The following is a 23975-nucleotide window of genomic DNA, read 5'->3' on the forward strand; positions in this document are numbered from 1 at the left end:
TAGAAAATCGCTCCGGTGAAGACTTCCGATCACCCTGACCTAAAGCCTGTGCGGTGACGAGGTGACCCCGAGAAAGTGGCAGGACAACGGATGGGAGGCTGATACACGTGCGCACTGGAGCTCGGGTCGAGGAACGACAACTCGGCCTCGCCGACGTGGTACACAACCGTCGACTGGCGGCGAAGCTCACGCTCGCCCAACTCTCCGCGCGCACCGAGCTGTCGGCGTCGTTCCTCAGCCAGTTCGAGAACGGTCGCACGAACTCGAGTTTGCGGTCGCTGCAACGGATCGCGGACGGCCTCGGCACCACCGCGACCGACCTGCTGGCGGAGGCGGATTCGACACTCGGTGAGTCGGTGGTGCTTGCGAGCGCCGAAACGGCACTGCCCCAGGATGATCCGGGAACCAGTGGATCGGTGCGGTCACTGGTCAACGGGCGTCGAGATCTGCGCGCGCTCGAATTCACCGGCGGCACCACCAGGGGTGAGCGCGAATTCGCCCATACCAACGATGAATTGATCTACGTCGTCCACGGCGCGATCACCGTCGTCGCCGGTGGTGTGGAAACCCAGCTGTCCACAGGCGATTCCTATTATTGCCAGAGCGGTAGCAAACACCGCTGGTGGGCACACACGAACGAGACCAAGACGCTGCTGCTCGCCGTGGCCGACGGCCTGGTTGTCCGCCACCCACCGCACCGTCCTCGCTAGACCCGAACAACACACACGGACAATGCTTTCCATACAAAACAGAGCGGACGACGCCCCGGTCGGCGCCATCCACTCTGCACAGGTCTGTCGCATTCGCGGTGTCGGAATCTCCTGACTCAAGCCTTCTTTCGGGCGCGGACGCGCACCACCTGATAGCCGAGCGCGACGACAACGATCAGTACCGCGAAGACCGGGTGCATGTCCTTCGAAAGGCTCGGAGCACGCTCGGGTCCGATCGCCCAGAGCGCCAAGGGAATCGCATACGCCACGGCGATCGCGGCCGCCCACCACCGCAGCGCGCGATCACGAGTGTCGCGCAGCGTGCCGATCAGTGTGATCCCCACCGGAAGAATGCCGACCATCGCGAACTGGCCGATAATGAAGACCGGTACGGCCCATGCGGCGATGATGACCGGTAGCGAGACGGGTTGCGCTTTGCGGCGCGATGTCGCAGTAGGCATGACGGTGCCTTCCTTCGAATCGGGGCGAAACTCAGTTCGCGGCTTCGGCTTTGGCCTTGAGCGCGGCCAACCAGACCTCGAGGCCCTCGCCGAGGAAGTTGATGGAGGTGGGCACATCGGCCTCAGCCTGCGCGCCCCGCCAGTTCTCTTCGGTACGCACCAGGACACCGCCGTCGACTTCGGTGAAGTTCCAGACGTGGGTGCCGCTGTCGATATTCACAGCCTCGCTCTCGGCCGGTCCCGTCCAGCGGGTGCACTTGTTCTCCTCGATGTTCTGGATCGAGGACGTGATGGAAAGTGTTGCGGCGGGAGTGATGTTGGTGGCCGGCACCGGAGTTGTCCAGTGGAACTGCGAGCCGGGCCGTAGCGGCCCCTGGTCGAGTCGCTCGATGGTCGCGACGGCGTCCTGCCACTGCGACCAGCGCTCGACGTCGGTGTGCAGGCTCCACACCTTGCTCAGCGGAGCCTTGATCAAGGTCTCGGCGCGGTAGTGGATCGGGGCGGCGGTGTCGATGGTCTGACCTTCGCAGGAAAGCGGCGCCTGGTCGGCGGCGCTCGCCGCCGGACTCGAGGTGGGCGCGGCCGGTGCGGCTTGCGTCTGCTCGGCGCTCTCGTCGTTATTGCCGCAGGCGGTGAGTACGACTGCGGCGAGCGGGACCAGCAACAGCGCGGTGCGGCGACGGATCTTCGAGTTCGACATGGCTTTTCTCCTCATCTCAGTGCTTTGATCTAGTTACTCGAGTTAGTGCTGATCGAGTTAGTTAGAGGTTATAACCGCAGAACCGCGAGTGTCAATAGGAAAAGTGATAGGGTCTAACTATCGTGAAGATGCCGCGAACCCGAAGGAGGCGATCGGCGGATGGACGCCAAGACACCGAGCTCACGCGAGCGCTATCGGGCTCAGGTGCGCGAGGAGATCAAGCAGCACGCGAGAGATCAGATCGCCACGTCCGGCGTTTCCGCGTTGTCACTCAACGCGATCGCCAAACAGGTCGGCATGAGCGGCCCAGCGCTGTATCGGTACTTCGCCAGCCGCGACGATCTGATCACCGCCCTCATCCGCGACGCCTACCGAAGCCTCGCCGAAACCCTTCGCACGGAACTGGATTCAGGCGGCGGAGTCACCGGGTTGGCCTACGCGGTGCGCGCGTGGGCCCTGACCGATCCGCAGCGATACTTCCTCATCTACGGCACCCCCATCCCCGGATACCACGCCCCCGGCGACACCATCGAGATCTCGGACCGGGTGATGAAGGTCCTGCTCGAAGCCTTCGCCGCACTCCCGACCCCACAACCTTCGACCCCGTTCGACACCCACCTCGAACACCACCGCCACTGGGCAAGCGACGACTCCCTCCCCACCACAACCCTGCACCGAGCCGTATCCTTCTGGACCCGACTCCACGGCGTCCTCTCCCTCGAACTAGCGGGCCAATTCACCGGAATGGGCTTCGACCCCACCATCCTGTTCGCCGATGAGTTGGACACCCTGCTGCCCACCGAACACGAACGCCCCACGCCGACCAAGCGAAAGCGGTAGGTGAACCCGCGCCGCGTACCCGATTTCTGCCCGAAACTCCCCGGGCTCGAATCTCGCTGAGTACAACTCTGCCGCCGCGCCACATGAGTCCATAGCCTTGCCCGGGCAACTCTGCTGGTCGAGGAAAGGTGCGGCGTGGCGCTGCTGGACACCACGCGTGAGCGTGCTGATACCGACGACGGCGGTGGCCTCGGGGCCGCGCGTACCCGCACGGCGATCGCCGCGAGCCTGCTCGGCACCACCGTGGAGTGGTACGACTTCTTCCTTTACTCCACGGCCGCTGGCATCGTGTTCGACAAGCTGTTCTTCCCCGACGCCAGCGCGTTCGTCGGGACCATGCTCTCGTTCGCCACCTTCGCCGTCGGCTTCCTGATGCGTCCGATCGGTGGCGTGGTCTTCGGCCACATCGGCGACCGGATCGGCCGCAAGCGCACCTTGGCGCTGACGATGGCGATCATGGGGGTCTCGACGGCGCTGATGGGGGTATTGCCGACCAGTGTGGCGATCGGTGTTGCCGCGCCGATTCTGCTGCTGGTGCTGCGGATCTTGCAGGGCTTCGCGCTCGGCGGGGAATGGGCGGGCGCGGTGCTGCTCGCGGTCGAGCACAGTCCCCGCAAGCGCGTCGGCCTGTTCGGCAGCTATCCCCAGATCGGGCTCGCACTCGGACTCGCGCTCGGCACAGGCGTTTTCGCGCTCCTGCGCTCGACGCTCGACGAGCAAGCGTTCCTCGACTACGGCTGGCGGATCGCCTTCGGCGCGAGCGTCGTGCTGGTCGTTATCGGCCTGGTCGTGCGTCTTCGAGTGGACGAGACGCCCGCATTCCGCGAGATCGACCGACTCAACCGCATCTCGAAAGTCCCTGTCGTAGAACTGTTTCGACACGCGAAGACCCGGCGCAACACCGCACTAGGACTGCTGTCGCGCTGGGGTGAGGGCGCCGCCTTCAACACCTGGGGTGTCTTCGCGATCAGTTTCGCCACCGGACACCTCGGCTTCCACCAGGTTCCGGTCCTGCTCGCGGTCACCATCGCCGCACTCATCATGGCCGTGGCCATCCCGCTATCGGGGGTATTGACTGACCGCTTCGGTCCCCGCAAGGTCTACCTCACCGGAATCGCCGCGTACGGCCTACTGGTCTATCCGGTCTTCGCGCTGTTCGAAGTGGGCAACATCGTCGTGTTCACGGTGGCGATCATCGCCGTCTTCGGCATCGCGCACGCGATCTTCTACGGCGCACAGGGAACGCTGTATGCCGGGCTCTACCCACCCGAGGTCCGATACACCGGACTGTCGTTCGTGTACCAGGTCTCCGGCGTCTACGCCTCCGGCATCACCCCGCTGATCGTCACCGCACTCATCGCAGCCGGTGGCGGCACACCATGGCTGGCCTGCGGATATTTGGTCGCGACCGCGGTGATCAGTGTGATCGCCACCCTGTTCATCAGCGAGGATGACCGGCTGACCGCATAATCCGCCACGCACCGACTTGGCGGTCACACAATCCTGGTGTTCTGCGCAGCCTCGATCAGCCACTGCCCTTGCCGCTTGACCAGCACCGAGGTGATGATCCCGCGGCGGTGCTGCGCGGCATCCGCCGAAGGCGCCAGGAAATCCGGCCACCCCCACAAGGTATGTGCGACAACGACCTGCGGCGCCACCTCCCGCACGCTCGCTACCGTCATCGAGTAATTCAGTTTCTGTGGGACTACCGACTCGGGAACATCCTTGTGCCCATCGATATTCTGCTCGCGGGACTTCCACCAGGTACCCGCGTGGCTGATGAAGTCGGCACCCTCGGCGAAAAAGCTCCCCCATTCATCCATCTCGTGCCGCCGCCACAGCGTCGTCTGCGTCGCAAGCATGGCTCTGATCCGCCGCTCGTCATTGTCGTCCATCCGACGATTGTCGAAACTCGAGTGCACTCGAGGTCAAGCAATCGTGCGATCACCCAACGCGACAGCGCACCAAACGGCAGAGTCGACGTCAGGGACCATCACCGACCTAGGGAGCCGCAACGATGAGCGCGCAGGACACGGCACGTGAATTCTTCGACGCATACAGCCGGGCGCTGGGCAGTCGCGACCCGAAAGCCATCGCCGATCACTACGCGGTGCCGGCCCTGATCGAGTTCCCCGAGCAGGCGATCGCCGTTTCCGACGCGGCCCAGACCGAGCAGTTCTTCGCCGCCGCCGTCGGCCAGTACGAGGGGGTCGGCGATATCGGAGTCAGCGTCGCCGTCGTCGCCGAGGCCCACCACAGCGTATGGGCCGATGTCACCTGGTCCTACGACGGCACACCCACGGAGCGATTCATCTACCAACTCGTACGTACCGCTGGCGTGTGGAAGATCGCGGTTCTGACGCCGCTGGAGGTCTGAGCGAACCCGGAAATCGCACGAGTAGCTCTGCGGCAAGGGACGTATGGCCGCGGACGCACCGAACCGGCCGAGGCTGCTCGTCATCGCTCACGGGATGCACAGCGTGCGCCTTGGGCGGGACTGTTCCTGCTCTTCGCCGCGCGACGCGGTGACACCCATACCCGAGACGCGGCTTGTCGGACCCGCATGATTTCCTGGCGGGAGTTGACAGTGGAGGATGCGGTGGCGGCGATCGAAGTCGAACGGGGACCCCTCGGCGAAGGTCCTTCCCCGAGGGGTGGTTCTGTTCTGACGCGTGGCCTCGGCGGCGTGCCACCGACGATGCTGGTGTTCACCGGAATCATCAGCGTGCAGTTCGGTGCGGCCTTGGCCAGTCGACTGTTCGCCTCGACCGGCCCCGCGGGCGCGGTCAGCCTGCGGCTCGTATTCGCGGGCCTCGGTCTCCTGGTGGCGTGGCGCTCGACGCTACGCATCGCGCGCGGCGCACTGCCGGTGGTGCTCGGCTACGGCGCGGTGCTCGCGCTGATGAACCTGTCGTTCTATGAGGCGATCGACCGCATCCCGCTGGGCATGGCGGTGACGATCGAATTCCTCGGCCCGCTGGCGGTTTCGCTGATCGGCTCACGCCGGTGGATCGACGTGGTGTGGGCGATCATGGCCGGTGGCGGTGTTTTCCTGCTCACCAAATCCGACGGCCCGGTCGCCTGGACCGGAATCCTGTTCGCCTTGGCCGCCGCCGTCTGCTGGGCGGGGTACATCCTGCTCAGCGCCGCGCTGGGCGAACGCACCGAGGGCGGCGGCGGCCTCGCGCTGGCCATGGCGTTCGGCGGTGTCCTGATCGTGCCGATCGGCATCGCCGAAGCGGGCGCCGCCCTGCTGAATCCCGCGGCGCTCGCGGCGGGATTCGGAGTGGCGATGCTCTCGTCGGTGGTGCCCTACTCGGTGGAATTGGAAGCGCTACGCCGCATTCCGGCCCGCGTCTTCGGCGTACTGATGAGCCTGGAACCCGCCGTGGCCGCACTGGTCGGCGTGGTCATGCTCGACCAACTCCTCCGCCCGGCCCAGTGGGCGGGCGTTGCCTGCGTTGCCGCCGCCTCGGCGGGCGCGACCAGAACCGATTCACCCGAAGGCCGAAAGTAGTTGCTAGACAATCTCACTCGAATCGGGAACCACCGACGGTGTTTATCAGCATCAAAACGCGTCCACCGCGACCAGCACCGGTCACACCGCTCGCGGTGAACCCCTCACCGCGCGCGCTGAACGGTGCTCGGCGGCCTCGACGACTCGGTCAATTCACGCCGTAGTTCATCCCGACGCCATCCATCGGCGCCTCCGCTTGCGACACCGCCGAGCGCAGCTCCAGGAAACGCTGGCGGTCACGACCATCACGCCCATCCTCGCGGTCGGCGCACAGCCGCGCGGATTCGTGGACGACGGGTAACCTCGCGCTCAGTCGATCAAGTTCCGCAGCGCTGTGATCACCGCGGTGGGTGCTTCCTCGGGGAGGAAATGGCCGCATTGCACTGCCTCGGTGCGCAGGTCCGGGGCCCATTCGGACCAGATGGCGGCCGGGTCGAAGGGGAGGGTCGCCGCACCGGGGTCTTGCCACAGGGCGGTGACGGGCATGGTCAGTCGGCGGCCTGCCGCGCGATCGGCTTCGTCGTGGACGTTGTCGATCTGCGCGCTCGCGCGGTAGTCGGCACAGAGGGCGCGGATGGCATCGGGATCGCTTGCCGCCGCAAGGTATTCGGCACGAATATCCGGTGGTATAGCGCCGGGTGTTCGGCTCCATCCGTCGAGAAAGTGTCCGAAGAACAGGTCGGGGTCGGCACGGATCATTCGTTCGGCGAGGTCGGTGGGCTGCGCGAGGAGGTAGAGGTGGAAGGCGAAGACACCGGCGGTGCCGTGCAGAGTTGCCCACATGTCGGCGGCCGGGAGGACGTCCAGGATGGCGAGATGGCTGATCGCGTCCGGGTGGTCGAGGCCAGCACGGAAGGCGATCAGCCCCCCTCGATCGTGTCCGGCGAGGGCGAAACGGAGGTGACCCAGGGAACGCATGAGTTCGACGATCTCGTCGGCGTAGGTGCGTTTGGTGTAAGCCGCGCCGTCATCGACCGGCTTGTCGCTGTTGCCGTAACCACGCAGGTCGAGGCAGATCACCCGGTGATCTCGAGCCAGGTCCGCGGCGACGTGCCGCCACACCAGGTGTGTTTGCGGGAATCCGTGTAGCAGCACGATAGGCGGGCCCGACCCAGCGGTCGCTACATTCAGCCGCACATCGCCGACGGCGACACGGTCGTAGGTAAAGCCGGACAGCCGAATCCCCATGCCCGACACGGTAAAGGTACCCACCGACATATCCGGCGTCATTCACCCCGGCGGCCGTCATCGCGCGGCCGGTACACGGTGGATTCGGGAGGTTGTCGCGCCGAGTACGGCGGCGAGGACACATCCGACCGCGCCGAGAATCCACACGGGAGTGTAGGAGCCGCCGACTTCTCGGATCATTCCGCCGACCAGGCCCATCGCTCCGGCACCGAACTGATGGAAGACGTTCACCCAGCCGAAGGCCAGCGCGGCGTTCTCACCGAAGTAGTGCCGACACAGCGCGAGTGTGGGCGGCACCGTCGCCACGTCGAGAATGCCGAAGAAGACCGCGAAGGTGACCAGGCTCGGATTCAGGTCGCTGACCAGCAGCACCGGTAAAACAGCAAGCGAGAGCCCTCGGCCGAGGAAGAACAGGGCGAGCAGCAGGCGCGGCTCGATCCGGTCGCTGAGCCATCCGGCGCTCACGGTGCCGAGAATGTTCGTCGCACCGATGATCGCCAGCAGGCCGGAAGCAGACGTCGCTGCCATCCCGTGGTCGTGTGCGGCCGGGGTGAAGTGACTCCACATGAGACCGTTCGTGGTGGCTCCGCAGAGCGCGAACATGAATGCCAGCACCCAGAACCTGCTGTCGCGCAGGCACTCCCGCAGCGCGTCGATGGTTCGTCGGAACGGGTTGACCGATCGGCTGGTCGCCGACGGCGCACCGTCGTCGCGACTGTCGGCCGCACCGTATCGAAGGGCGCCGACGGCAGCCGGACTGTCCCGGAGAAAGATCAGCACACCGATCAGGGCGAGCACCGCGAGCCCGCCGCACATCAGCACCGGCCAACGCCAATCCTGCTGTGCCAGAACCACAGACAGCAGCGGAAGCATCGCGAACTGTCCGAGGACGCTCGCCGCGGTGAGTACCCCCGTAGCGAGGCCGATCTTCTCCCGAAACCACCGATTCGCGACGGTGGCACCGAACACCATGGTGATGGAGCCGGTACCGATGCCGACCAGCAACCCCCACCACAGCACGAACCACAGGACCGAGGGCGTCAGTTCCGCGATGAGCACCGAACTTACGGCCAGTACGAGCAGGGCGAGCGCGGTGACGCGACGCACTCCGTAGCGGTCCATGGCCGCCGCCGTGAACGGCGCGACTGCCCCGTACAGGACCATATTGATCCCCACACCCGCACCGATGCCGGTCCGCCCCCACCCTTTCGTGTCGACCAGCGGGCCGGTGACGAGTCCGGCGATCGTGGTGAACGATCCGGCGGCGATCAGCGCCAACGCGGCGATCGCCGCCGTCTTCCACGCGGGATGCCACCGAGCGGTGGAGATCGTCGCCAGGTCGTGTTCCGAGATTTCCGAGGTTTCTGAGGTTTCCGAGATTTCCGAGGTGGTCAATACCTTCTCCTGCCGTAACACGCTCGCCGACCCCTTCCGTGGTGCGGCGTAGACGTATACGGTTTAGCAAGTAACACACAGAATCATAAGTATGTACATTTTCGTCCATATGGACCATATGGATACCTTCGGAGATGACCGTGATAACAACCGACTCAACAGAAATCCGTGGGCCCGTGCGCCGCGCGATCCAGGTGTGCCCCGTCGAAGTGGCGGTGGCGGTGCTGGGTGGCTCCTGGAAGATGACCGTCGTCAAATGTCTTCTCGACGGCCCACTGCGCTACGGCGAACTGCGTCGTCAGGTGGGTGCGGTAACCCCGCGCGTGCTCACCCGACAGTTGCGGGAGCTCGAACACGACGGCGTCGTCCTACGCCACGCCTACGCCGAGGTGCCGCCGCGCGTCGAATACTCGCTGACACCAAGGGGTCACGGCCTGCGCGGTTTCGTCGGTGAGCTCAACCAATGGGGCAAGGACTACATCGGCGAACTGGGATCCACACCGGAGAACTGAAGCACCAGAGGCCGTACGGAAACAGATATCCGTCGACCTCCACCTCACGTGCCACGAAATCGGCCGTCGCAGCACCGGAGCAGCTCGATGAATCACGCTGCCGCCCAACCATCCCCGCGCGGCGTGGACGTCCTTCGGCGAAGTGCGCTTCGGCTACCGTTCGGAGCATGAGAACCCCCGAGCGACCCGCCTGGCCGACTCGGTTGGCCCCGTTCGCCGCCGGGCTGTGGCTTCTGCTCACCGCAACGGTGCTCACGTGGTACCTGATCGGCCAGCAGGACGCCGACGTCGGCGACGGCGTCGCGTTGGACTACACGATTCGGCCGTGGGCGCTGCCGTACGGCGTCGAGCACGCGATCGGAATCGCGAGCATCCTCGGCTTCGTCGGCGTGCTGGTGGTGGCGTGGCGTTCCTGGCGGCGAGGGAGCATGGATCCGCGATGGTGGACGGTGCTCGTCCTCTGCTCGCTCGCCGGGGCGGGTATCGGCGCTGGCTGGCGGGTCCTGACCGCCGGAGTGATCGGCGCCAATATCGGCGCCGGACTCATCGTGCTGCTTGGCGTGCCCCTGCTGATCATCGTTGTGCTGGTCGCGGTGATCCGATCGATCACCCTGATCATGCGGCCGACACTATTTCACTGACGGGATTGTACGAAAACCGTTGCGGTGCGACCGGTTCCGATTCCTGACCCCGATCCGCCAGCCGTGACCGCTTCCCGATCACATCGGATACAGCGGATGCTTGCGTGGATTGAATTCCGGCTTCACCGTCGGCTTGTCGCGCAGCAGACGCAACGCGCTACGAATTTCCAGGCGGGTGCTCGCCGGTTCGATCACCGCATCGATGTAGCCGCGCTCGGCGGCGACCCACGGGGTCGCGACGGTCTCGTTGTACTGATTGATCATGAAGTCCCGCGCGGCGGCGCGGTGCTCCTCGGGGATCGCGGCCAACTGCCGTTTGCCGACGAGGTCGACCGCGCTCTCCGCGCCGATCACCGCGATACGCGCGGTCGGCCAGGCGAAACTGACGTCCGCGCCCACCTGTCGGGCGGCCATCATCCCGTAGGCGCCGCCATAGGACTTGCGCACCACCAGGTTGATGATCGGCACCGTCGCCTCGATGATCGCGCGCGGAACACGGCCGCCTCGGATGATCACACCGCTGCGTTCCTCCTCGATGCCCGGCAGCACGCCGGGGGTGTCGGCGACGAACACCAGCGGGATATTGAACGCGTCGCAGAGACGGATGAAATACGTCGACTTGTCCGAGCACGCGGCGTCGATGGCGCCGCCGAGCACGATCGGCTGGTTGGCGATCACCCCGACCGGATTGCCGTCGACCCTGGCGAATCCGGTGATCAGGTTCGGCGCGAAAGCGGCACGGACCTCGTGGAATTCGCCGTCGTCGAAGATGCGCAGCAGGATCTCGTGCATGTCGTAACCGGCACGGTCGGAGTCCGGGATGATCTTGTCGAGTTCCCGGTCGGTGTCGGTGATCTCCGGTTCCAGTCCCGGATTCACCCTCGGCGAGGGCTCCAGGCAGCTGGTCGGGAAGTAACTCAGGTAGTTGCGTGCCCATTCGTAGGCTTGTTCTTCGGTGTCGGCGACATGGTGCAGGGTGCCGCGTTCGGCCTGCACCTTGGCGCCGCCGAGTTCCTCCGCGCTCACGTCCTCGCCGTTGACGGCCTTGATCACCTCGGGTCCGGTGACGAACATGAACGATTCTTTGGTGCCGATGAGCACATCGGTATTGATCGGCCCGTACACCGACCCCGCGGCGCACTTTCCCAGAATGATCGACACCTGGGGCACATAACCGGACAGCTTCTCCAGCACACGGGAGATGTCGCCGAAGGACGCGATCGACCCCACCGCATCCTGGATCCGCGCGCCGCCGGAGTCGTTGATCGTCACCACAGGACATGCGGTGTCGAAGGCGAATTGCAATGCGCGCATGAACTTTCGCGCGGATGTCACGCCAACAGACCCGCCGTACACCGTCTGATCGTGCGCGATCACCACCACGGGCCGTCCGTCGATCAATCCGCGACCGGTCACCAACCCATCCCCGTAGAGCGCATCCTGCTTGCCCGGCTCACGCGCCAGAGCCCCGGTTTCGATGAATGTCCCGCTGTCGAGCAGCATGCTCATCCGCTGCCGAACGCTGGGAATCCCCTTCTTCTGCCGCTTGGCAATGCCCGCGTCGCCCGCGGGCTCCGCGGCGACCGCCAAAATCTTGTCCAGCTCTTCGAGCTTTGCCTGGGTACCGATCACGCTTGTTGCTACCTTCCGAACCACCGCATCATTCTGCCCGCAGTGGCACTGTTCAGCAGCAGCGGGCGAGATCGCTCACGTCAGAGTGTCACAACGGCACTCGCAGGGTAAACATCGAGGCTCAGCGCGCCTATGGCGTCCGGAGCGTGAGCATCGAGATCTCCGGCTGGGCGCCGACGCGAACCGGCGGGCCCCATGCGCCCGCGCCTCGGGTGGTGAAAAGTGTCGTCTTACCGACCTTGTCGAGCCCCTCGACGCTCGGCTGTTGCAACGGCACCAGATACCGCAACGGCCATAGCTGGCCCGCGTGGGTGTGGCCGGATACTTGCAGGTCCACGTCGAAGTCGGAGGCTTTCATGGCCTGCAATGGTTGGTGTGCCAGCAGGAGGACGAAGCGGTCGGGGGTGCGGTCGGCCAGTGCGGCGGCGAGATCTGGTTCGTAGGGGGCGGGTGCGGTGGCGTCGTTGATTCCGGCGAGATCGATCGAGCTGCCGTCGCGGTCGAGGGTGACCCGCTCGTTTCGGAGGACCCGGACGTCGAGCGTCGACCAGAGGTCCATCCACGCACCGCCGTCGTCGGCGTAGAACTCGTGGTTACCGCTCACCGCGAAAACACCGAGCGGCGCATGGAGCTCCCGTAGCGGCGCGAGCACCTCGCCTACCAGCTCGACCGTGCCGTCGGTGAGATCACCGTCCAGGATCACGAGGTCAGGGTGTTGCGCATTGACCTGCTCGACAATGCGGCGCACGAAATCCGCACCGCGCGTCGGCCCGGCATGGACATCGGCGACCAAGGCCACGCGGAGCCCGTCGAACGCACGCGGCAATCGGTGCACCGCGACCGTGGTCTCGGTGACCTTCGGGTGCGCCGCCGCGACGAGCCCGTAACCGACGGTGGCCACACTCGCGACGACAACGACAGCCGCACCCACCCGCGTCACGGTCAATCGAATCGTCGACGAATCCTTGTGCCCGACACGGGAAATCCCCCGAATCACCAAGAGGACGACACCCAGCACGAGGCTGCCGAGAATCAGATACAGCCCCACCGCCAACCAGGTCATCCCGATGAACCCCGGAACGCTCGCCCACGCAGGGTCGAATGCCTGTCCGCTACCGAAACCGATGACCGCCAACACGAGCATGACGGCAAGAAGCACGTCCACGGCGACACCAACCCGACGCGGCAGGCGTGGTGCGGAGACGAAACGGCGGTGCACGAAGACACTCAGGACAATCAACAGAGCTACGGCGAACACGAGGCGCATGGGTGCGAGGCAACTTTCCTGAAGCGAGCCGAAACGTGGCGACCAGGGTCTACGGCCCTGTCACGGAGAAGACCACCGTATCCGCGAGTGCTCCCGTCCCGAACGTTGCCCGGTTACCGCTCACTTCGGACCGAACAGTGTCGCCGCGGCCTGCTCGGCGAGATCGCTCGCATGAGCGCCGGATCAGCCTGTCCGTGCTCCGATATCGCTTCGCCAGCGCATTGGGCAGGTCGATGACGGCCAGAAATCCACTGAGCCCGCTCAGCGCACCGGAGGTTCACCGCGTGTGGTCAGCGCGCGCCAAGATCGCTTGCGGCCCGCGCACCATGCTGCGGTAGCTGCCGGGGGCTTGCTGACGGTCGCGCCGGAACGCGCGGCCGAACGCGGGCACCGAGGTGTAACCGACCGCGTGCGCGATCGCTTCCAGGGTGTCGTCGGTATCGCGCAGGCGCACCGCGGCGAGGTCCATCCGCCAGCGAGTCAGGTAACTGCCGGGGGTTTCGTCGGCAACGGCACGGAATCGGCGCGCGAGTGTGGTGCGCGAGACCGCGAGTTCGGCCGCGAGTAGCTCCGTCGTCCACGCCTTGGCCGGATTCTGGTGGAGTTTCGTCATCGCGGCGGTGACCAGTGGGTCGCTCAGCACGCCGAGCCAGGAGCCGTGCGACTCGGCGGGTTGCTGCGTCAGCCACACGCGCAGCAGTTGCACGAGCAGCACGTCGACCAACCGGTTGAGCACCACCTCGGTGGCGAGCTGCGGGCACGCCAGTTCTCGACCCAGCAGCCGCACGGTGTCGTCCAGGCAACTGCCGCCGTTGTCCGCCCGAATGTGCACCACCTCGGGCAGGGAGGCCAGGACCTGGGTGGACACCACCGGATCATATCTGTAGGAAGCGCCGAGGATGTGCGTCCTGATCTCCCCTTTGCCGACGCGCAATACACTCGCCTCGGCCCGAGCCCGTTCGGCCGCCGCACTGTCGCAGGAACACATTTCGCTCGCACGGGGGTGTACGGCGCCCGCGTCGCTCTCGCTGCTCAACGTGTGTTCGGTCCCCGTCGGCAACAGCACGACATCGCCCGGCAGCAACTGCTCCGGTGCTCTCCCCGGCATGCGCAGCCACGCGGTGCCCGCGGTGACGGCGTAGAAGGCCGCCCTGCCGGAGTGCGGCCACGCGATCGTCCAGGTCCCGGCGGCCTCGATGCGCGCACCGAGAGCCCCGCGAACTCCGGCAACGGTGAGCACATCCGCCAGGAGATCCATATACCCAACAGTACTGACACTCCCCCATGAATGAAACAAATAGATATGTTTTCGACCGTTTTAGTCATCGAAAGTACCGATCTGCGCCCATACGATGGGCCCCATGACAGAACCTTCGGATTTGGCCGAGATGAACCGCACCGTCATCGACGAGTTCCGCACAACGGGTGGCAATGGCAGCGGCGTCTTCGCGGGAGTCCCGTTGATCCTGGTACACCACGTCGGCGCCAAGTCCGGCACCGAACGGATCGCCCCACTGGTCTACTTCCGCGAGGGCGAACGAGTCTTCATCTTCGCCAGCAAAGGCGGCGCCGACGAACACCCCGCCTGGTACCACAACCTCGTAGCCAACCCGAACACGAAGGTGGAGATCGGCACCGAAACCTTCCCGGTGATCGCCAAGGTCCTCGCCGGCGCCGAACGCGACGAGTACTACGCCAAAAACGCCGCTGTACAACCACAATTCACCGACTACCAGAACAAGACCAGCCGGATCATCCCGGTCGTGGAACTGGTGCGCACCTAGGCACACGACGCGAGACGCCCGTCGGCCCATCCAGACTTTTTGGCCGACAGGGCGTCTCACGCGGTCTACGCCTGTTACACATCAAGGAAGAACCGGTCTGTTTTCCGGCCAAACGCGTAAGAAGGGTGCGCTGCCGTTTCCATCACCCGCACTGATCAGGTGATTAGACCGCAGAATCGGCCACAACCCTCGCCACGAACGCCGCATCAGGTGTCGAGGCGACAAATCCACTGTTGTAGTTCGCCGCTGGGGACAGATCGCGGCTCGTAGCCAGCACGCTCGAAGAGCCGCTGACTCGGAAAGTTCCGAGTATGAACGTTCGCGGTCGCCAGCACTGCACCCGCACTGACTTCTCGCGCCCTTTCTAGGACGACTTTGTGCACCTCTTCCAGTGTTCGGTCTGCGACTGTCCCACCCTGGCCGCGCACAGCAGCGCTAACACCGATCGCTGCGACATGAACAGAGAACAGCGCGGTAGATACCTCCGGGATCAGGTGAGCGACTGCGAGGATTTCATCGTCGGCGTTCGCCCATCCAACCACCAGTAGGCTGCCTGCCTTCAATCTGTTCGAGCTCTGCCGAATGATGCCTTGCGCATTCCATTCCCACGACTTCGGGTGGGGCAGTTTTCGGCCCGCCAGCGTCTTAGGGCGCGGATCTGCACACGTGAACTCGTGAAATGGATAGTTCCTCGCCTCGCCGCGTTCGGTGATCGTACTCCAGCGGATTTCAGTCGAATTCACTGCGCAGGTTGGCTTTTCGTAGCCAGCCAGTCCTTCAGATCAGCATGACTCGGCCTACCAGCAAACGCTTCTCCAAAGGCGGCGTCGAACTGGCTCTCATCGTCGGGTTCGGGGAAATCTATCTCGTCCACAGTCACACCCAGCACCCACGCAAGGTACTCAGGCGAGGCAGCACCCGCCTCCACCCGACGCTGGAGCGCATCGACCAGAGCGGAGGGGAACACGCGGGCGGCTGACTGTTGCTGGCGCGCGATCAGCCGATTCGCACCACCGATCACTCCATGATCCTCACCTACATTGGCGCGAATCAGAGCCGGTGTCGACCCCTTCAGAGCTGCAACCACTTCTGCCGACACGAGCACTCCCAACGAGGCCAGTCGATTCTTCAGAGCCATCGTGGATACCCCGGTCCGCCAGAGGAATTCCGCCACGTCACGTTCGTCCATCTGCTGCCAATCCTGTCCGCCGATCAATTCCTCCGGCAAGAGCAACTCGGCTGCGAATCGGTCCGCTGGCGCCTCTTCCGTTTCTCCCGGCTCGAAGTCGCCGCTGTGGTGCCCGAGCGCGAAATGCGCGAGCTCATGAGCCAACGACCAATTGCTCCGGAACCAGTACGGGGTGGTCGCGAGGATGACCACTGCCCGAGAGCCGATGCTCAGGGAGTAATCAGTAGACAACATAGGCAGCCGGACGACGTCTACCCTCAGCTGACTCTCGACGACCGCGCCGTAGTCTCGCACGAAGTTCTCACCCAATGCCTCCCGCATGACCGAGGCGCTATCGGGTAGCGGCAAGCTCGGAGACGGCCCTTCCGGGAAGGCCGCATAATAGGTTTCAGCAACTTGCGCAAGTAGCTCGTCGTCGTTTGGACGACCCGGATTGATCCGCATACCTTGGCCGCCGTCCCAACTGTGCCGGGCGGCGACCCTGACACGATGCGGATCTGGCTCGCCGGTGACAAGCCAGTAGAGGTCAGTGCCGAGCTCCTCGGCGATCCGGGCGAGTTCCACTGACGAGAATCCTCGCTGCCCATTCAGAGCTCGCGACAACGCGTCGGTCTTCATGTTTGTCCGATTCGCGAGCTGACGCTGATTCATACCAGGCGGCATGTGTGATCGGATTCGGTCACCTACCGCTTGCAGCTCGTCGTCCATATCACCAGCATAGCGGCCATGTTGGGAATTTCCCAACGAACTATCGTGCCGATTGAATGTCCTTTCCACCCCCCGCCGTGACTTCGGCCAGACTTGCGCTGCGACCCGCGCACCATCCTGCCCCGGCAGCTCGCTCCGATTTTGATCCGCACGACACTGGGCGATCCGTGGCTGCGGTGGGTACGCACCGACGACAGCGCGCTGCGAGACTTGGTGCACCGCCCCGAGGATCGGATGCGCTTCGCCGACGCTTCCCCGAGTGCGATGGCCAACGTGGTCATCACAACCCTTCGCGCACACGGGATCGTGCGCGACGACCTGCCGGAACCCGAGCAGCGCTACGCGATCCAAGCCTTGCTGATCGGGTTCAGTACGGTCATGGCAGATCCGAAAAGCGTTGACTCGAGCGACGTCGACGACCAGGAAGCCGTCCTCGGCAACGCGGTCCACCTGCTGCTCGAACCACCCACCGACCCCGACGACACCGTGATCGCGCAGGCCGCGGAAACAGTGCGTGCCCGGTTCGGCGAAATCCGCGACGGCCTGCTGGCCCTGATCACGACCGGCGCCGCCGGAACCAGATGAGTCGCAAGAGAACTCGGAGAGAACAATGAAGGTCTTCGTCCATGGCAACCCTGAGACGTCCGCGATCTGGCAGCCGCTGTTCACTGAACTGGAACAGGCGGGCCAGTCACGCTCCGAACTGATCTGCCTGTCGCCGCCCGGTTTCGGCGCACCCCTGCCCGCCGGTTTCGGCGCCACCGTCACCGAGTACCGCGACTGGTTGGCGGGCGAGCTGGCGCAGTTCGACCAGCCCGTCGACCTGGTCGGCCACGACTGGGGCGGCGGGCACGTTATGAACGTCGTGATGAGCCGCCCCACCCTGGTACGCAGCTGGGTCGTCGACGTGATCGGTCTCTTCGACCGCGATTACGTCTGGCACGACATGGCCCAGCTCTGGCAGACGCCGGGCGTGGGCGAGAAAGCCGTGGCCAAGATGGTCGACGGGGACATCCAGGATCGCATCGCGGCGCTGCACGCCGGGGGCATGACCGTGCCAGTCGCCGAACAGGTGGTCCTCGGGCAGAACGAGGCGATGGGCGAAGCGGTGCTCGCGCTCTACCGCTCCGCCGCGCAACCGGTCGTCGCCGAACTGGGCAAGAACCTGGAGACGGCGGCACAGCGGCCGGGTCTCGCACTCAACGCCACCGAGGACCCTTTCGTCGGCACCGAGGAACAGCGACACCGTGCGGCGCGGCGTGCCGGGGCCCGCATGGAAACCCTTCGAGGACTGGGACATTGGTGGATGACCCAGGACCCGAGCCATGCGGCCAGCATCCTGACCAACTGGTGGGCATCGCTGGAGCGCTAGTCCGCGACGAATCAGGGTCGGCCGGTGGACGGTCCACGGGACTGTTCGCGGGCCGCCCGTTGCTGGTCTTCCGGTATTTCCGCCCAACTCAACAAGATTCGGAGTTTCTCGTCCGACGGGGATCCGACGTCGGCGGTATAGGTGGAGAGGAACTGTCCGCCGGAGCCGGGGACGGTGAGGGTCTCGTAGTTGAGGGTCATGACACCGACGAGCTCGTGGAAGACGCGCTTCTTGCCGTTGCCGTGTTCGAAAAGACGGTAGTCCGCCCAGTAGCGGGCGAATTCCGGGGACGCTACCGAGAGTTCACCGACTAATCGTTCGAGCGCCGCGTCGGGGGTGTGCGGGTCACGGTTGGTACGTAGCGTCGCCGCGACCGGCGCCGCCACGTCTTCCCAGTCCGGGTATTTCGTGCGGGTCGCCGGATCGAGAAAGATCCAGCGAGCGATGTTGCGCTCATCGACGGGCAGCGCGTCGAAATCGGTGAACAGGGTGCGGGCGGCCTGGTTGGTGGCCAAGATCTCGAGGCGCGGGCCCTGCAAGATCGCGGGCACCGCATCCATTTTGTCGATCAGTCCTCGTAACGCGAGGCGTGGGCGGAGCGTCGTCGGGCGTGGTGGACGTGGCGTCACCCGCACCGAAGGGCTGACGAGTGAACGCAAGTGCTCGCGTTCGAGTGCGTTCAGTCGCAGCACATTCTCGATGGCGTTCAGCACTTGATCGGAGATATTGCCCACGCGGCCTTGCTCGAGTCGCGCGTAGTAGTCGACGCTCACCCCCGCCAAGGCGGCCACTTCCTCCCGACGTAACCCGCGCCCTCGCCGCGGGGTCGGTGAGGGCGGCAGACCGACCGAGGCCGGGTCGATCTCGGCTCGCCGCATTCTCAGGAACTCACGCAGAGTGTCGGGCGAAGGCATGGACCCATTTTCTCGCGCTTGTCGCGCGGACGCGAGCGCTTACCGCGCACTGCCAGTACCCGGCAGCCCACCACCGGGTACGCGGTACTCGCCAACGCATTCAGTTCGCCTCCCGCGCGTGTTTCCGTGGAAATCACGAACTCGAATTCCATGAACGGAGATGGCAATGACCTCGAAGAGCGCGGCGACCTCGAAGAACCCGACGACCTCGAACACCCTCCATGGCACTTCGGCGTTGATCACCGGCGCGTCCAGCGGCATCGGTCGCGCGACGGCGCTGCGGCTCGCTGCTGCGGGTGCCGCTGTCGCGCTCGCCGCGCGGCGGGCCGACAGGCTCGAAGCGCTCGCAACCGAGATCCGCGAGCACGGCGGCACCGCGATCGTGATCGCCGCCGACCTGACCAATGCGCAGGCCGCTGCCGACGCGGTGGCGACGACCGTGTCGCGGCTGGGCCGACTCGATACGCTCGTCAATGCCGCCGGGGTGATGCTCAACGGCCCCTCGGAGGAGTCGCCGCTGTGGGAATGGGACCGGATGGTCGACATCAACCTTCGCGGCCTGATGTATGTGACGAAAGCAGCTGTTCCCCCGCTGCTTTCGGCGGCGAAGACCAGCCGACGCGCGGTAGCCGACGTCGTCAACATCTCCTCGGTGGCCGGACGTTTCGCGGCGCCGACGGTCGCGATCTACAACGCGACGAAGTTCGCCGTGACCGGCGCTACCGAGGCGTGGCGGCAGGAGTACGCCACCCGCGACCTTCGGTTCTCCGTCATCGAGCCCGGTCGCACCGAGAGCGAGCTGTTCGCCCAGAAAGCGAACTCCGACACCGACTTCACGGCAGCATTCGGCGACGTCGAGGCACTGCACGCGGCGGACGTCGCCGACGCTGTCGGCTATATCGTCACCAATCCGCGTCGGGTAGCGATCAATGAGATCGTCCTGCGCCCCACCGACCAGCCGTAACCGAGACAGGCCACTACGCAGGGCAGGGGAATCCCGTTTCGAGCAGGTCGAACGAGGCGTTCATGATGGCCAGGAGGTCGGAGCTGGGGTCCTCGGAGTTCCAGTGCGCCAAGGCCGCTCGCGTGATCGCGTGCACGGCGCCGGCGAGGGCGCGGGGGTAGAGGTCGTCGGGGGCCGCGCCGATTCTGCGGGCGACGCCTTCGGCGATCAGAGCTTGAGTGCGGGGGCTGTCGGCGAAGGCGGTGGCCACCAGACGGGGGTTCTGTCGGGCGAGTTGCTGGTATTCCCGCCAGGCCAGGCGCTGCTGGAGATGTCGGACGCCCGCGTTGATCGCCTCGCGAACCGCTGACAGTGGGCGTTCCTCCGACGGACGCGCCGCGATGCGCTCGGCCAGCGATCCGCCCGCGCGGTCCTCGTTCCAGTCCAGCAGGGCGTCGCCTTTGGACTCGTAGTAGTTGAAGAACGTGCGCGGGGAGACCTCGGCGGCGGCGCAGATGTCGTTGACGGTGACCGAGTCGGTACCCCGTTCCGCGTAGAGGCGCACGGCGGCACGGTGCAGCGCCTCGCGGGTCTGCTGCTTCTTGCGCTCCCTGAGCCCGAGGCCCGCGCTAGCACTGCTCACGCCGGGCCACCTTACAGCAATGCAAATTTGCAGCAGTGCAATAAATCATTTAGCCTGTCTAAGTAATTGCGTGGTCCGGGGGTGTAGTGAATGCGTGTGCGCAGCGGGGCGCGCGACGCAGGCCACGATTCATGACAGAACCGAGGAGAACAACGTCTTGTCGAAGGTGTTCGGCAGCGGCGGCAACTGCCCGACGTGCCGCCCGGCCTGGCCCATTCGCGTGCGCGACCACATGCAGGCCACCGACCCCACACTGGCCAGGCTGCGCGCGGGCTGGCGGATGCTGGCCGTGTTCGCGGCCACCCTGGCCGTGGGATACGGGATGGCACGGGCGTTCGGCCAGCCGACCGTGTTCGGCCTGACCTACGGCGGCATCCTCGGACTGCTTGTCGGACTGACGGTGGCGGGTGACGCGCCGGGCAGGCTGGCACTGCGGTGCGTGTGGGGCGTTCCGGTTTTTCTGGTCGCACTGCTCTGCGCGATCGTGGTCCAACCGCACCGGGTCCTCGCGCTGGTGGTGGCAGCGGTCGCGGTGATCGTGCAATTGTCGGCGCCCGCGTTCTTCGGCGAGTTCGGGACGGACTCCGGGGTCATGCTCTTCGCCGGGTTCCTCGGCGGCATCCTGGTGCCGTTGCCGATCTCGATGATGCAGTACGTTGTCCCGATCGTCGTGGTGGCCGCGATCACCGCGGCGGTGGTTCAGGTGCTGCTGTGCCGGATGAGCCCGGCGACCGGTCTGGTGCACACCGAACGCGCATTCCTGACTCGCACCCGCTACGTCGTCCTCCGGTCGACCCGCCTGATCGCGGCCGACAACCCCACCCGCGCCACGCGCAAACTCCGCGACGAGATGGTTCACCTCAACGAGGCCGCCATGCTGGTCGACGGCCATATGGCGAGCGCGGGCCGCGTAGGACAGTCCGCCGCTCGTTTGCACCGACTGGTCTTCGATACCGAACTCGCCGCACACGCCTTGGGCCGCACGGTGATTCAACTTCGCCGTCAGGCGCTACCCGGTGACCTGCGCACGCTGCTCCTGGCGGCGATGGCCGACCTGGACCGTGGCGGGCGCCGCCACGACACCGCCCTCCCCTCGACCGCCGCACTGCTCGCATGGCTCACCGAGCACGAGGACGACGCCCGAGACACCGAACACGAGCGAGTCGTCTCGACGCTGTACCGATTCATCGCAGTGCTCGGCGACCTGCACCGCGCCAGCGACGCCTGGACCCGCGACGATGATCCGGCCACGGCGAGCGCGGACGACGAACCCTTCACCACACCGATCGAACTGGTCGCCGGTCGCCTCCCCGGCACCAACTTGCTGGCCGGGCGCGTGCTCGCCGCCGGAGGAATGCGCCGCCCATGGAACGCATGGAGCAGCCCGAACCCGCAAATGCGGATCGCCGCCCAAATGGTGATCACCCTGATGATCGCCATCCCGCTCGGCGACGCACTCAACGGCACCCGGTTCTACTGGGCGGTGATCGGCGCGCTGATCGTATTGAGCAATACCGATTCTTCGCACGATCGGGTGCGCAAGATCGTCAAACGCGTGGTCGGAACACTCATCGGTGGTCTCGTGGGCATCGGCTTCGCCGACCTGCTCGGGGTGGAGCATCCGTTGATCACGGTGGTGCTGCTCTGTGTCGCGCTGGCGGTGGGCGCCTACTCGATCAGCGCCTATTACTCGGTGTGGGCCGGGTGCCTGACTTTCGCGCTCATCCAGCTCTACGCGTTCGTCGGGGGCCTGCAAGACTCGGTGGTCGTCCTGCGCGCGGAGGAGAACGCGCTCGGCGCGGTCATCGCCACCCTGGTCGCCCTGGTGGTGCTACCCATCGCGACCAGGACCCTGCTGCGCCACGCCCAGGCCACCCACCTCCACTCGCTGGCGACGTTCGTGCGCGAATCCGGTGCGGCATTGAGCGGTTTTTCCGGTGCGGATGGCACGCGCGAGCAGGCCAGAGCGGTCGACCACGCCGCGCATGAGTTGCATCGGTTCACCCGCTCGCTGGTCGGACTTCCGGGCAGCGCGCGCCGCGAACATGCCGAGGGCGTTCGTTCCCTGCTGAGCACGGCAGCCGTGTACGCGAGGGAGATGTCGGGCGGCAGCGGCGACGTGGTGCTCACCGCCGACCAGCGCGAGCAGTTGCTGCGGGTCACGAGCGGGCTGTCCGACTCGATCGACGGCATGGCAAAAACCCTGTCGGACAACGAGAAAGCACCCGCCGCCGAGAGCGCACCGCCGATCTTCGCCGAGCCGTGGACCCGACGAGCCGATGACATTCGGCGATTACAGGCGACGCTGTCGGTCTCCCCCACCACCACCCGATTGCGGCACGCACTGCACTATCTGGGGCACCTGGACGACATACTCGGTGACTTCGCCGCCCGACTAGGCATGCCCGTGCAAGGCAGCGACTATCGCACCGGCGCTGGATCGCTCGGGCGTGAACTGTTCGCCCTGCGTGCCGGGCAGACCACCTCGGGACCGGTGCTGTCGGGAGGCTCAGGGCCGCGCAATTGCGCGACGGCACCGAAACAAGTTGCCGGCGGCGGTTTTTCGACCTACGACGCGGCCGATCGATGGATCGATGGCAGTGTTCTCGGCGCGGCCGGTCACCCGATCCCCGGCGTCGTACTGACACTGACCGACCGGCAGGGACACCAGGTTTCGCGCGCGACCTGTCGACCCGACGGCACCTACCGCATCGACACACCCCCGAGCGGGCACCACGTGCTGATCGTCTCGGCGAACGGACACCGCCCGATGGCCGTCACCGTCAGCGCCGGTGCGACACCCCAGCGGCAGGACATCACGCTGCTGGGGCCAGGCGAATTGTCCGGCACAGTCCGCAGAGTCGACCGCGGCGAACCGCTCACCGATGCCACGATGACCTTGACCGACGGGTACGGCGAGGTCGTCGGGACGACGATCACCGCCGCTGATGGCGGCTACACGTTCGACAACCTGACGGCGGGTCGGTACACGCTGGTGGCCCGAGGCGAAGGCATGAGCGCGACCGCGAGCACCCTCACCGTGCCCGAGAGCGCTCCCTTGCACTTCGACGTCGATCTCGCGCCGAGGGCGTTGCTCACCGGATTGGTATCTACCGAGGAGCGACCGGTGCCCAACGCCCAGGTCATGGTGCTCGACGCCACCGGAGACCCGGTCGCCCACACCCGCACCGACGACCGGGGGCGCTACGTCGTCGCCGACCTCGACATCGGCCGCTACACGGTGGTGGCCAGCGGCTATCCGCCCGTGACGAGTACTGTCACGGTGATCGGCCCCGAGATCTCCCACGACGTGCACATCGGCTACGACGAGGCCATCGACCGCAACTGACAATGGACGCGGCCACGCATTCGAGTGCCTTCGCCGTCGACGTGCGATGTGCGGCGCCGTTACGAAAGACGCACCGGCAGTTGACCGTCTGCTCGCCGATCACCGGCCGTGGTCCGTGCGGCGGAGAAGAAAGGCAAGTTTCCTATGCCCGTGAATACCTCGGGACACCGTGCTCGACAAGCCCTCGTTTGCGCTCTCGCCGTCTGCGGT

General features: G+C 65.7%; 24 protein-coding genes. 12 read left to right on the forward strand and 12 right to left on the reverse strand.

Going from position 1 to position 23975, the window contains the following annotated elements; genetic code table 11:
* Positions 1-107: 107 nt before the first annotated feature.
* Positions 108-710, forward strand: a complete 603-nt coding sequence (locus tag ABEA50_RS24065; RefSeq protein ID WP_345498105.1) for a helix-turn-helix domain-containing protein — start codon at positions 108-110, stop codon at positions 708-710.
* A gap of 116 nt (positions 711-826) precedes the next feature.
* Here the strand turns inward: ABEA50_RS24065 and ABEA50_RS24070 are convergent, their stop codons facing one another.
* Together ABEA50_RS24070 and ABEA50_RS24075 are read right to left on the reverse strand one after the other, a co-directional pair.
* Positions 827-1171, reverse strand: a complete 345-nt coding sequence (locus ABEA50_RS24070; RefSeq protein WP_345498107.1) for a hypothetical protein — start codon at positions 1169-1171, stop codon at positions 827-829.
* 31 nt (positions 1172-1202) lie between these two features.
* Positions 1203-1871: an SRPBCC family protein gene (locus ABEA50_RS24075; protein WP_345498108.1), complete on the reverse strand. Its 669-nt coding sequence runs from the start codon at positions 1869-1871 to the stop codon at positions 1203-1205.
* Positions 1872-2030: 159 nt separating this feature from the next.
* Between ABEA50_RS24075 and ABEA50_RS24080 the strand changes: the two genes are divergently transcribed.
* Both ABEA50_RS24080 and ABEA50_RS24085 read left to right on the forward strand, forming a co-directional pair.
* The gene (locus tag ABEA50_RS24080) at positions 2031-2711 is read left to right on the forward strand and encodes a TetR/AcrR family transcriptional regulator (protein ID WP_345498109.1); all 681 of its coding nucleotides are present in this window, start codon (positions 2031-2033) and stop codon (positions 2709-2711) included.
* Positions 2712-2852: 141 nt separating this feature from the next.
* Complete coding sequence (locus tag ABEA50_RS24085; protein ID WP_345498219.1) at positions 2853-4181, forward strand: MFS transporter; 1329 nt, start codon at positions 2853-2855, stop codon at positions 4179-4181.
* A 23-nt stretch (positions 4182-4204) separates the two neighbouring features.
* Here the strand turns inward: ABEA50_RS24085 and ABEA50_RS24090 are convergent, their stop codons facing one another.
* Positions 4205-4606, reverse strand: coding sequence for an SgcJ/EcaC family oxidoreductase (locus ABEA50_RS24090; protein WP_345498110.1), 402 nt, complete (start codon positions 4604-4606; stop codon positions 4205-4207).
* Between the two features lie 122 nt (positions 4607-4728).
* Between ABEA50_RS24090 and ABEA50_RS24095 the strand changes: the two genes are divergently transcribed.
* Both ABEA50_RS24095 and ABEA50_RS24100 read left to right on the forward strand, forming a co-directional pair.
* On the forward strand, positions 4729-5088 hold the full coding sequence (locus ABEA50_RS24095) for a hypothetical protein (protein WP_345498111.1): 360 nt from the start codon (positions 4729-4731) through the stop codon (positions 5086-5088).
* A gap of 222 nt (positions 5089-5310) precedes the next feature.
* Positions 5311-6228 carry an EamA family transporter gene (locus tag ABEA50_RS24100; RefSeq protein ID WP_345498112.1) on the forward strand — a complete coding sequence of 306 codons (918 nt, stop codon included), beginning with the start codon at positions 5311-5313 and terminating at the stop codon, positions 6226-6228.
* Positions 6229-6537: 309 nt separating this feature from the next.
* Here the strand turns inward: ABEA50_RS24100 and ABEA50_RS24105 are convergent, their stop codons facing one another.
* Both ABEA50_RS24105 and ABEA50_RS24110 read right to left on the reverse strand, forming a co-directional pair.
* A complete protein-coding gene (locus ABEA50_RS24105; protein ID WP_345498113.1) occupies positions 6538-7416 on the reverse strand; it encodes an alpha/beta fold hydrolase in 879 nt (292 codons plus the stop codon).
* Between the two features lie 57 nt (positions 7417-7473).
* Positions 7474-8811 carry an MFS transporter gene (locus tag ABEA50_RS24110; protein ID WP_345498115.1) on the reverse strand — a complete coding sequence of 446 codons (1338 nt, stop codon included), beginning with the start codon at positions 8809-8811 and terminating at the stop codon, positions 7474-7476.
* A 134-nt stretch (positions 8812-8945) separates the two neighbouring features.
* Between ABEA50_RS24110 and ABEA50_RS24115 the strand changes: the two genes are divergently transcribed.
* Together ABEA50_RS24115 and ABEA50_RS24120 are read left to right on the forward strand one after the other, a co-directional pair.
* Complete coding sequence (locus tag ABEA50_RS24115; protein WP_345498117.1) at positions 8946-9323, forward strand: winged helix-turn-helix transcriptional regulator; 378 nt, start codon at positions 8946-8948, stop codon at positions 9321-9323.
* A 167-nt stretch (positions 9324-9490) separates the two neighbouring features.
* Entirely contained in the window at positions 9491-9964 is a 474-nt protein-coding gene (locus ABEA50_RS24120) for a hypothetical protein (protein ID WP_345498118.1), read from the forward strand.
* Between the two features lie 78 nt (positions 9965-10042).
* Here ABEA50_RS24120 and ABEA50_RS24125 read toward each other — a convergent pair whose 3' ends face one another.
* The 3 genes from ABEA50_RS24125 to ABEA50_RS24135 form a co-directional block, all read right to left on the reverse strand.
* Positions 10043-11596, reverse strand: a complete 1554-nt coding sequence (locus ABEA50_RS24125) for an acyl-CoA carboxylase subunit beta (protein ID WP_345498119.1) — start codon at positions 11594-11596, stop codon at positions 10043-10045.
* A gap of 130 nt (positions 11597-11726) precedes the next feature.
* Positions 11727-12863, reverse strand: a complete 1137-nt coding sequence (locus ABEA50_RS24130; protein WP_345498121.1) for a metallophosphoesterase — start codon at positions 12861-12863, stop codon at positions 11727-11729.
* Positions 12864-13140: 277 nt separating this feature from the next.
* On the reverse strand, positions 13141-14121 hold the full coding sequence (locus tag ABEA50_RS24135; protein WP_345498123.1) for an AraC family transcriptional regulator: 981 nt from the start codon (positions 14119-14121) through the stop codon (positions 13141-13143).
* A gap of 103 nt (positions 14122-14224) precedes the next feature.
* Between ABEA50_RS24135 and ABEA50_RS24140 the strand changes: the two genes are divergently transcribed.
* Complete coding sequence (locus ABEA50_RS24140) at positions 14225-14647, forward strand: nitroreductase family deazaflavin-dependent oxidoreductase (RefSeq protein ID WP_345498125.1); 423 nt, start codon at positions 14225-14227, stop codon at positions 14645-14647.
* Between the two features lie 206 nt (positions 14648-14853).
* On the opposite strand, the gene ABEA50_RS24145 is transcribed toward ABEA50_RS24140, so the two are convergent.
* Positions 14854-15390, reverse strand: coding sequence for a GNAT family N-acetyltransferase (locus ABEA50_RS24145; protein WP_345498127.1), 537 nt, complete (start codon positions 15388-15390; stop codon positions 14854-14856).
* The gene (locus ABEA50_RS24150) at positions 15387-16544 is read right to left on the reverse strand and encodes a helix-turn-helix domain-containing protein (protein ID WP_345498128.1); all 1158 of its coding nucleotides are present in this window, start codon (positions 16542-16544) and stop codon (positions 15387-15389) included. Before ABEA50_RS24150 ends, ABEA50_RS24145 begins: the two co-directional genes overlap by 4 nt.
* 141 nt (positions 16545-16685) lie before the next feature.
* On the opposite strand from ABEA50_RS24150, the gene ABEA50_RS24155 reads away from it, so the two are divergent.
* Together ABEA50_RS24155 and ABEA50_RS24160 are read left to right on the forward strand one after the other, a co-directional pair.
* Positions 16686-17129 (forward strand): hypothetical protein, encoded by a 444-nt coding sequence (locus ABEA50_RS24155; RefSeq protein ID WP_345498129.1) that lies wholly within the window; start codon positions 16686-16688, stop codon positions 17127-17129.
* A 25-nt stretch (positions 17130-17154) separates the two neighbouring features.
* A complete protein-coding gene (locus ABEA50_RS24160; protein WP_345498130.1) occupies positions 17155-17916 on the forward strand; it encodes an alpha/beta fold hydrolase in 762 nt (253 codons plus the stop codon).
* Positions 17917-17927: 11 nt separating this feature from the next.
* Here the strand turns inward: ABEA50_RS24160 and ABEA50_RS24165 are convergent, their stop codons facing one another.
* Entirely contained in the window at positions 17928-18830 is a 903-nt protein-coding gene (locus tag ABEA50_RS24165) for a helix-turn-helix transcriptional regulator (protein ID WP_345498131.1), read from the reverse strand.
* A gap of 166 nt (positions 18831-18996) precedes the next feature.
* On the opposite strand from ABEA50_RS24165, the gene ABEA50_RS24170 reads away from it, so the two are divergent.
* Positions 18997-19794: an SDR family NAD(P)-dependent oxidoreductase gene (locus ABEA50_RS24170; protein ID WP_345498132.1), complete on the forward strand. Its 798-nt coding sequence runs from the start codon at positions 18997-18999 to the stop codon at positions 19792-19794.
* A gap of 13 nt (positions 19795-19807) precedes the next feature.
* Here the strand turns inward: ABEA50_RS24170 and ABEA50_RS24175 are convergent, their stop codons facing one another.
* Complete coding sequence (locus tag ABEA50_RS24175) at positions 19808-20416, reverse strand: acyl-CoA-like ligand-binding transcription factor (RefSeq protein ID WP_345498133.1); 609 nt, start codon at positions 20414-20416, stop codon at positions 19808-19810.
* 166 nt (positions 20417-20582) lie between these two features.
* Between ABEA50_RS24175 and ABEA50_RS24180 the strand changes: the two genes are divergently transcribed.
* Complete coding sequence (locus tag ABEA50_RS24180) at positions 20583-23765, forward strand: carboxypeptidase regulatory-like domain-containing protein (RefSeq protein ID WP_345498221.1); 3183 nt, start codon at positions 20583-20585, stop codon at positions 23763-23765.
* Positions 23766-23975 lie beyond the last annotated feature (210 nt).

This window comes from Nocardia callitridis, from assembly GCF_039543305.1.
In the GTDB taxonomy this organism is placed as follows: domain Bacteria; phylum Actinomycetota; class Actinomycetes; order Mycobacteriales; family Mycobacteriaceae; genus Nocardia; species Nocardia callitridis.

Bases quoted from the DNA above. Each gene is read 5' to 3' on its own strand.
- ABEA50_RS24070 (WP_345498107.1), bottom strand. From the start codon at position 1,171: ATGCCTACTGCGACATCGCGCCGCAAAGCGCAACCCGTCTCGCTACCG.
- ABEA50_RS24075 (WP_345498108.1), bottom strand. From the start codon at position 1,871: ATGTCGAACTCGAAGATCCGTCGCCGCACCGCGCTGTTGCTGGTCCCG.
- ABEA50_RS24080 (WP_345498109.1), top strand. From the start codon at position 2,031: ATGGACGCCAAGACACCGAGCTCACGCGAGCGCTATCGGGCTCAGGTG.
- ABEA50_RS24090 (WP_345498110.1), bottom strand. From the start codon at position 4,606: ATGGACGACAATGACGAGCGGCGGATCAGAGCCATGCTTGCGACGCAG.
- ABEA50_RS24095 (WP_345498111.1), top strand. From the start codon at position 4,729: ATGAGCGCGCAGGACACGGCACGTGAATTCTTCGACGCATACAGCCGG.
- ABEA50_RS24105 (WP_345498113.1), bottom strand. From the start codon at position 7,416: ATGGGGATTCGGCTGTCCGGCTTTACCTACGACCGTGTCGCCGTCGGC.
- ABEA50_RS24115 (WP_345498117.1), top strand. From the start codon at position 8,946: ATGACCGTGATAACAACCGACTCAACAGAAATCCGTGGGCCCGTGCGC.
- ABEA50_RS24120 (WP_345498118.1), top strand. From the start codon at position 9,491: ATGAGAACCCCCGAGCGACCCGCCTGGCCGACTCGGTTGGCCCCGTTC.
- ABEA50_RS24130 (WP_345498121.1), bottom strand. From the start codon at position 12,863: ATGCGCCTCGTGTTCGCCGTAGCTCTGTTGATTGTCCTGAGTGTCTTC.
- ABEA50_RS24135 (WP_345498123.1), bottom strand. From the start codon at position 14,121: ATGGATCTCCTGGCGGATGTGCTCACCGTTGCCGGAGTTCGCGGGGCT.
- ABEA50_RS24140 (WP_345498125.1), top strand. From the start codon at position 14,225: ATGACAGAACCTTCGGATTTGGCCGAGATGAACCGCACCGTCATCGAC.
- ABEA50_RS24150 (WP_345498128.1), bottom strand. From the start codon at position 16,544: ATGGACGACGAGCTGCAAGCGGTAGGTGACCGAATCCGATCACACATG.
- ABEA50_RS24160 (WP_345498130.1), top strand. From the start codon at position 17,155: ATGAAGGTCTTCGTCCATGGCAACCCTGAGACGTCCGCGATCTGGCAG.
- ABEA50_RS24165 (WP_345498131.1), bottom strand. From the start codon at position 18,830: ATGCCTTCGCCCGACACTCTGCGTGAGTTCCTGAGAATGCGGCGAGCC.
- ABEA50_RS24170 (WP_345498132.1), top strand. From the start codon at position 18,997: ATGACCTCGAAGAGCGCGGCGACCTCGAAGAACCCGACGACCTCGAAC.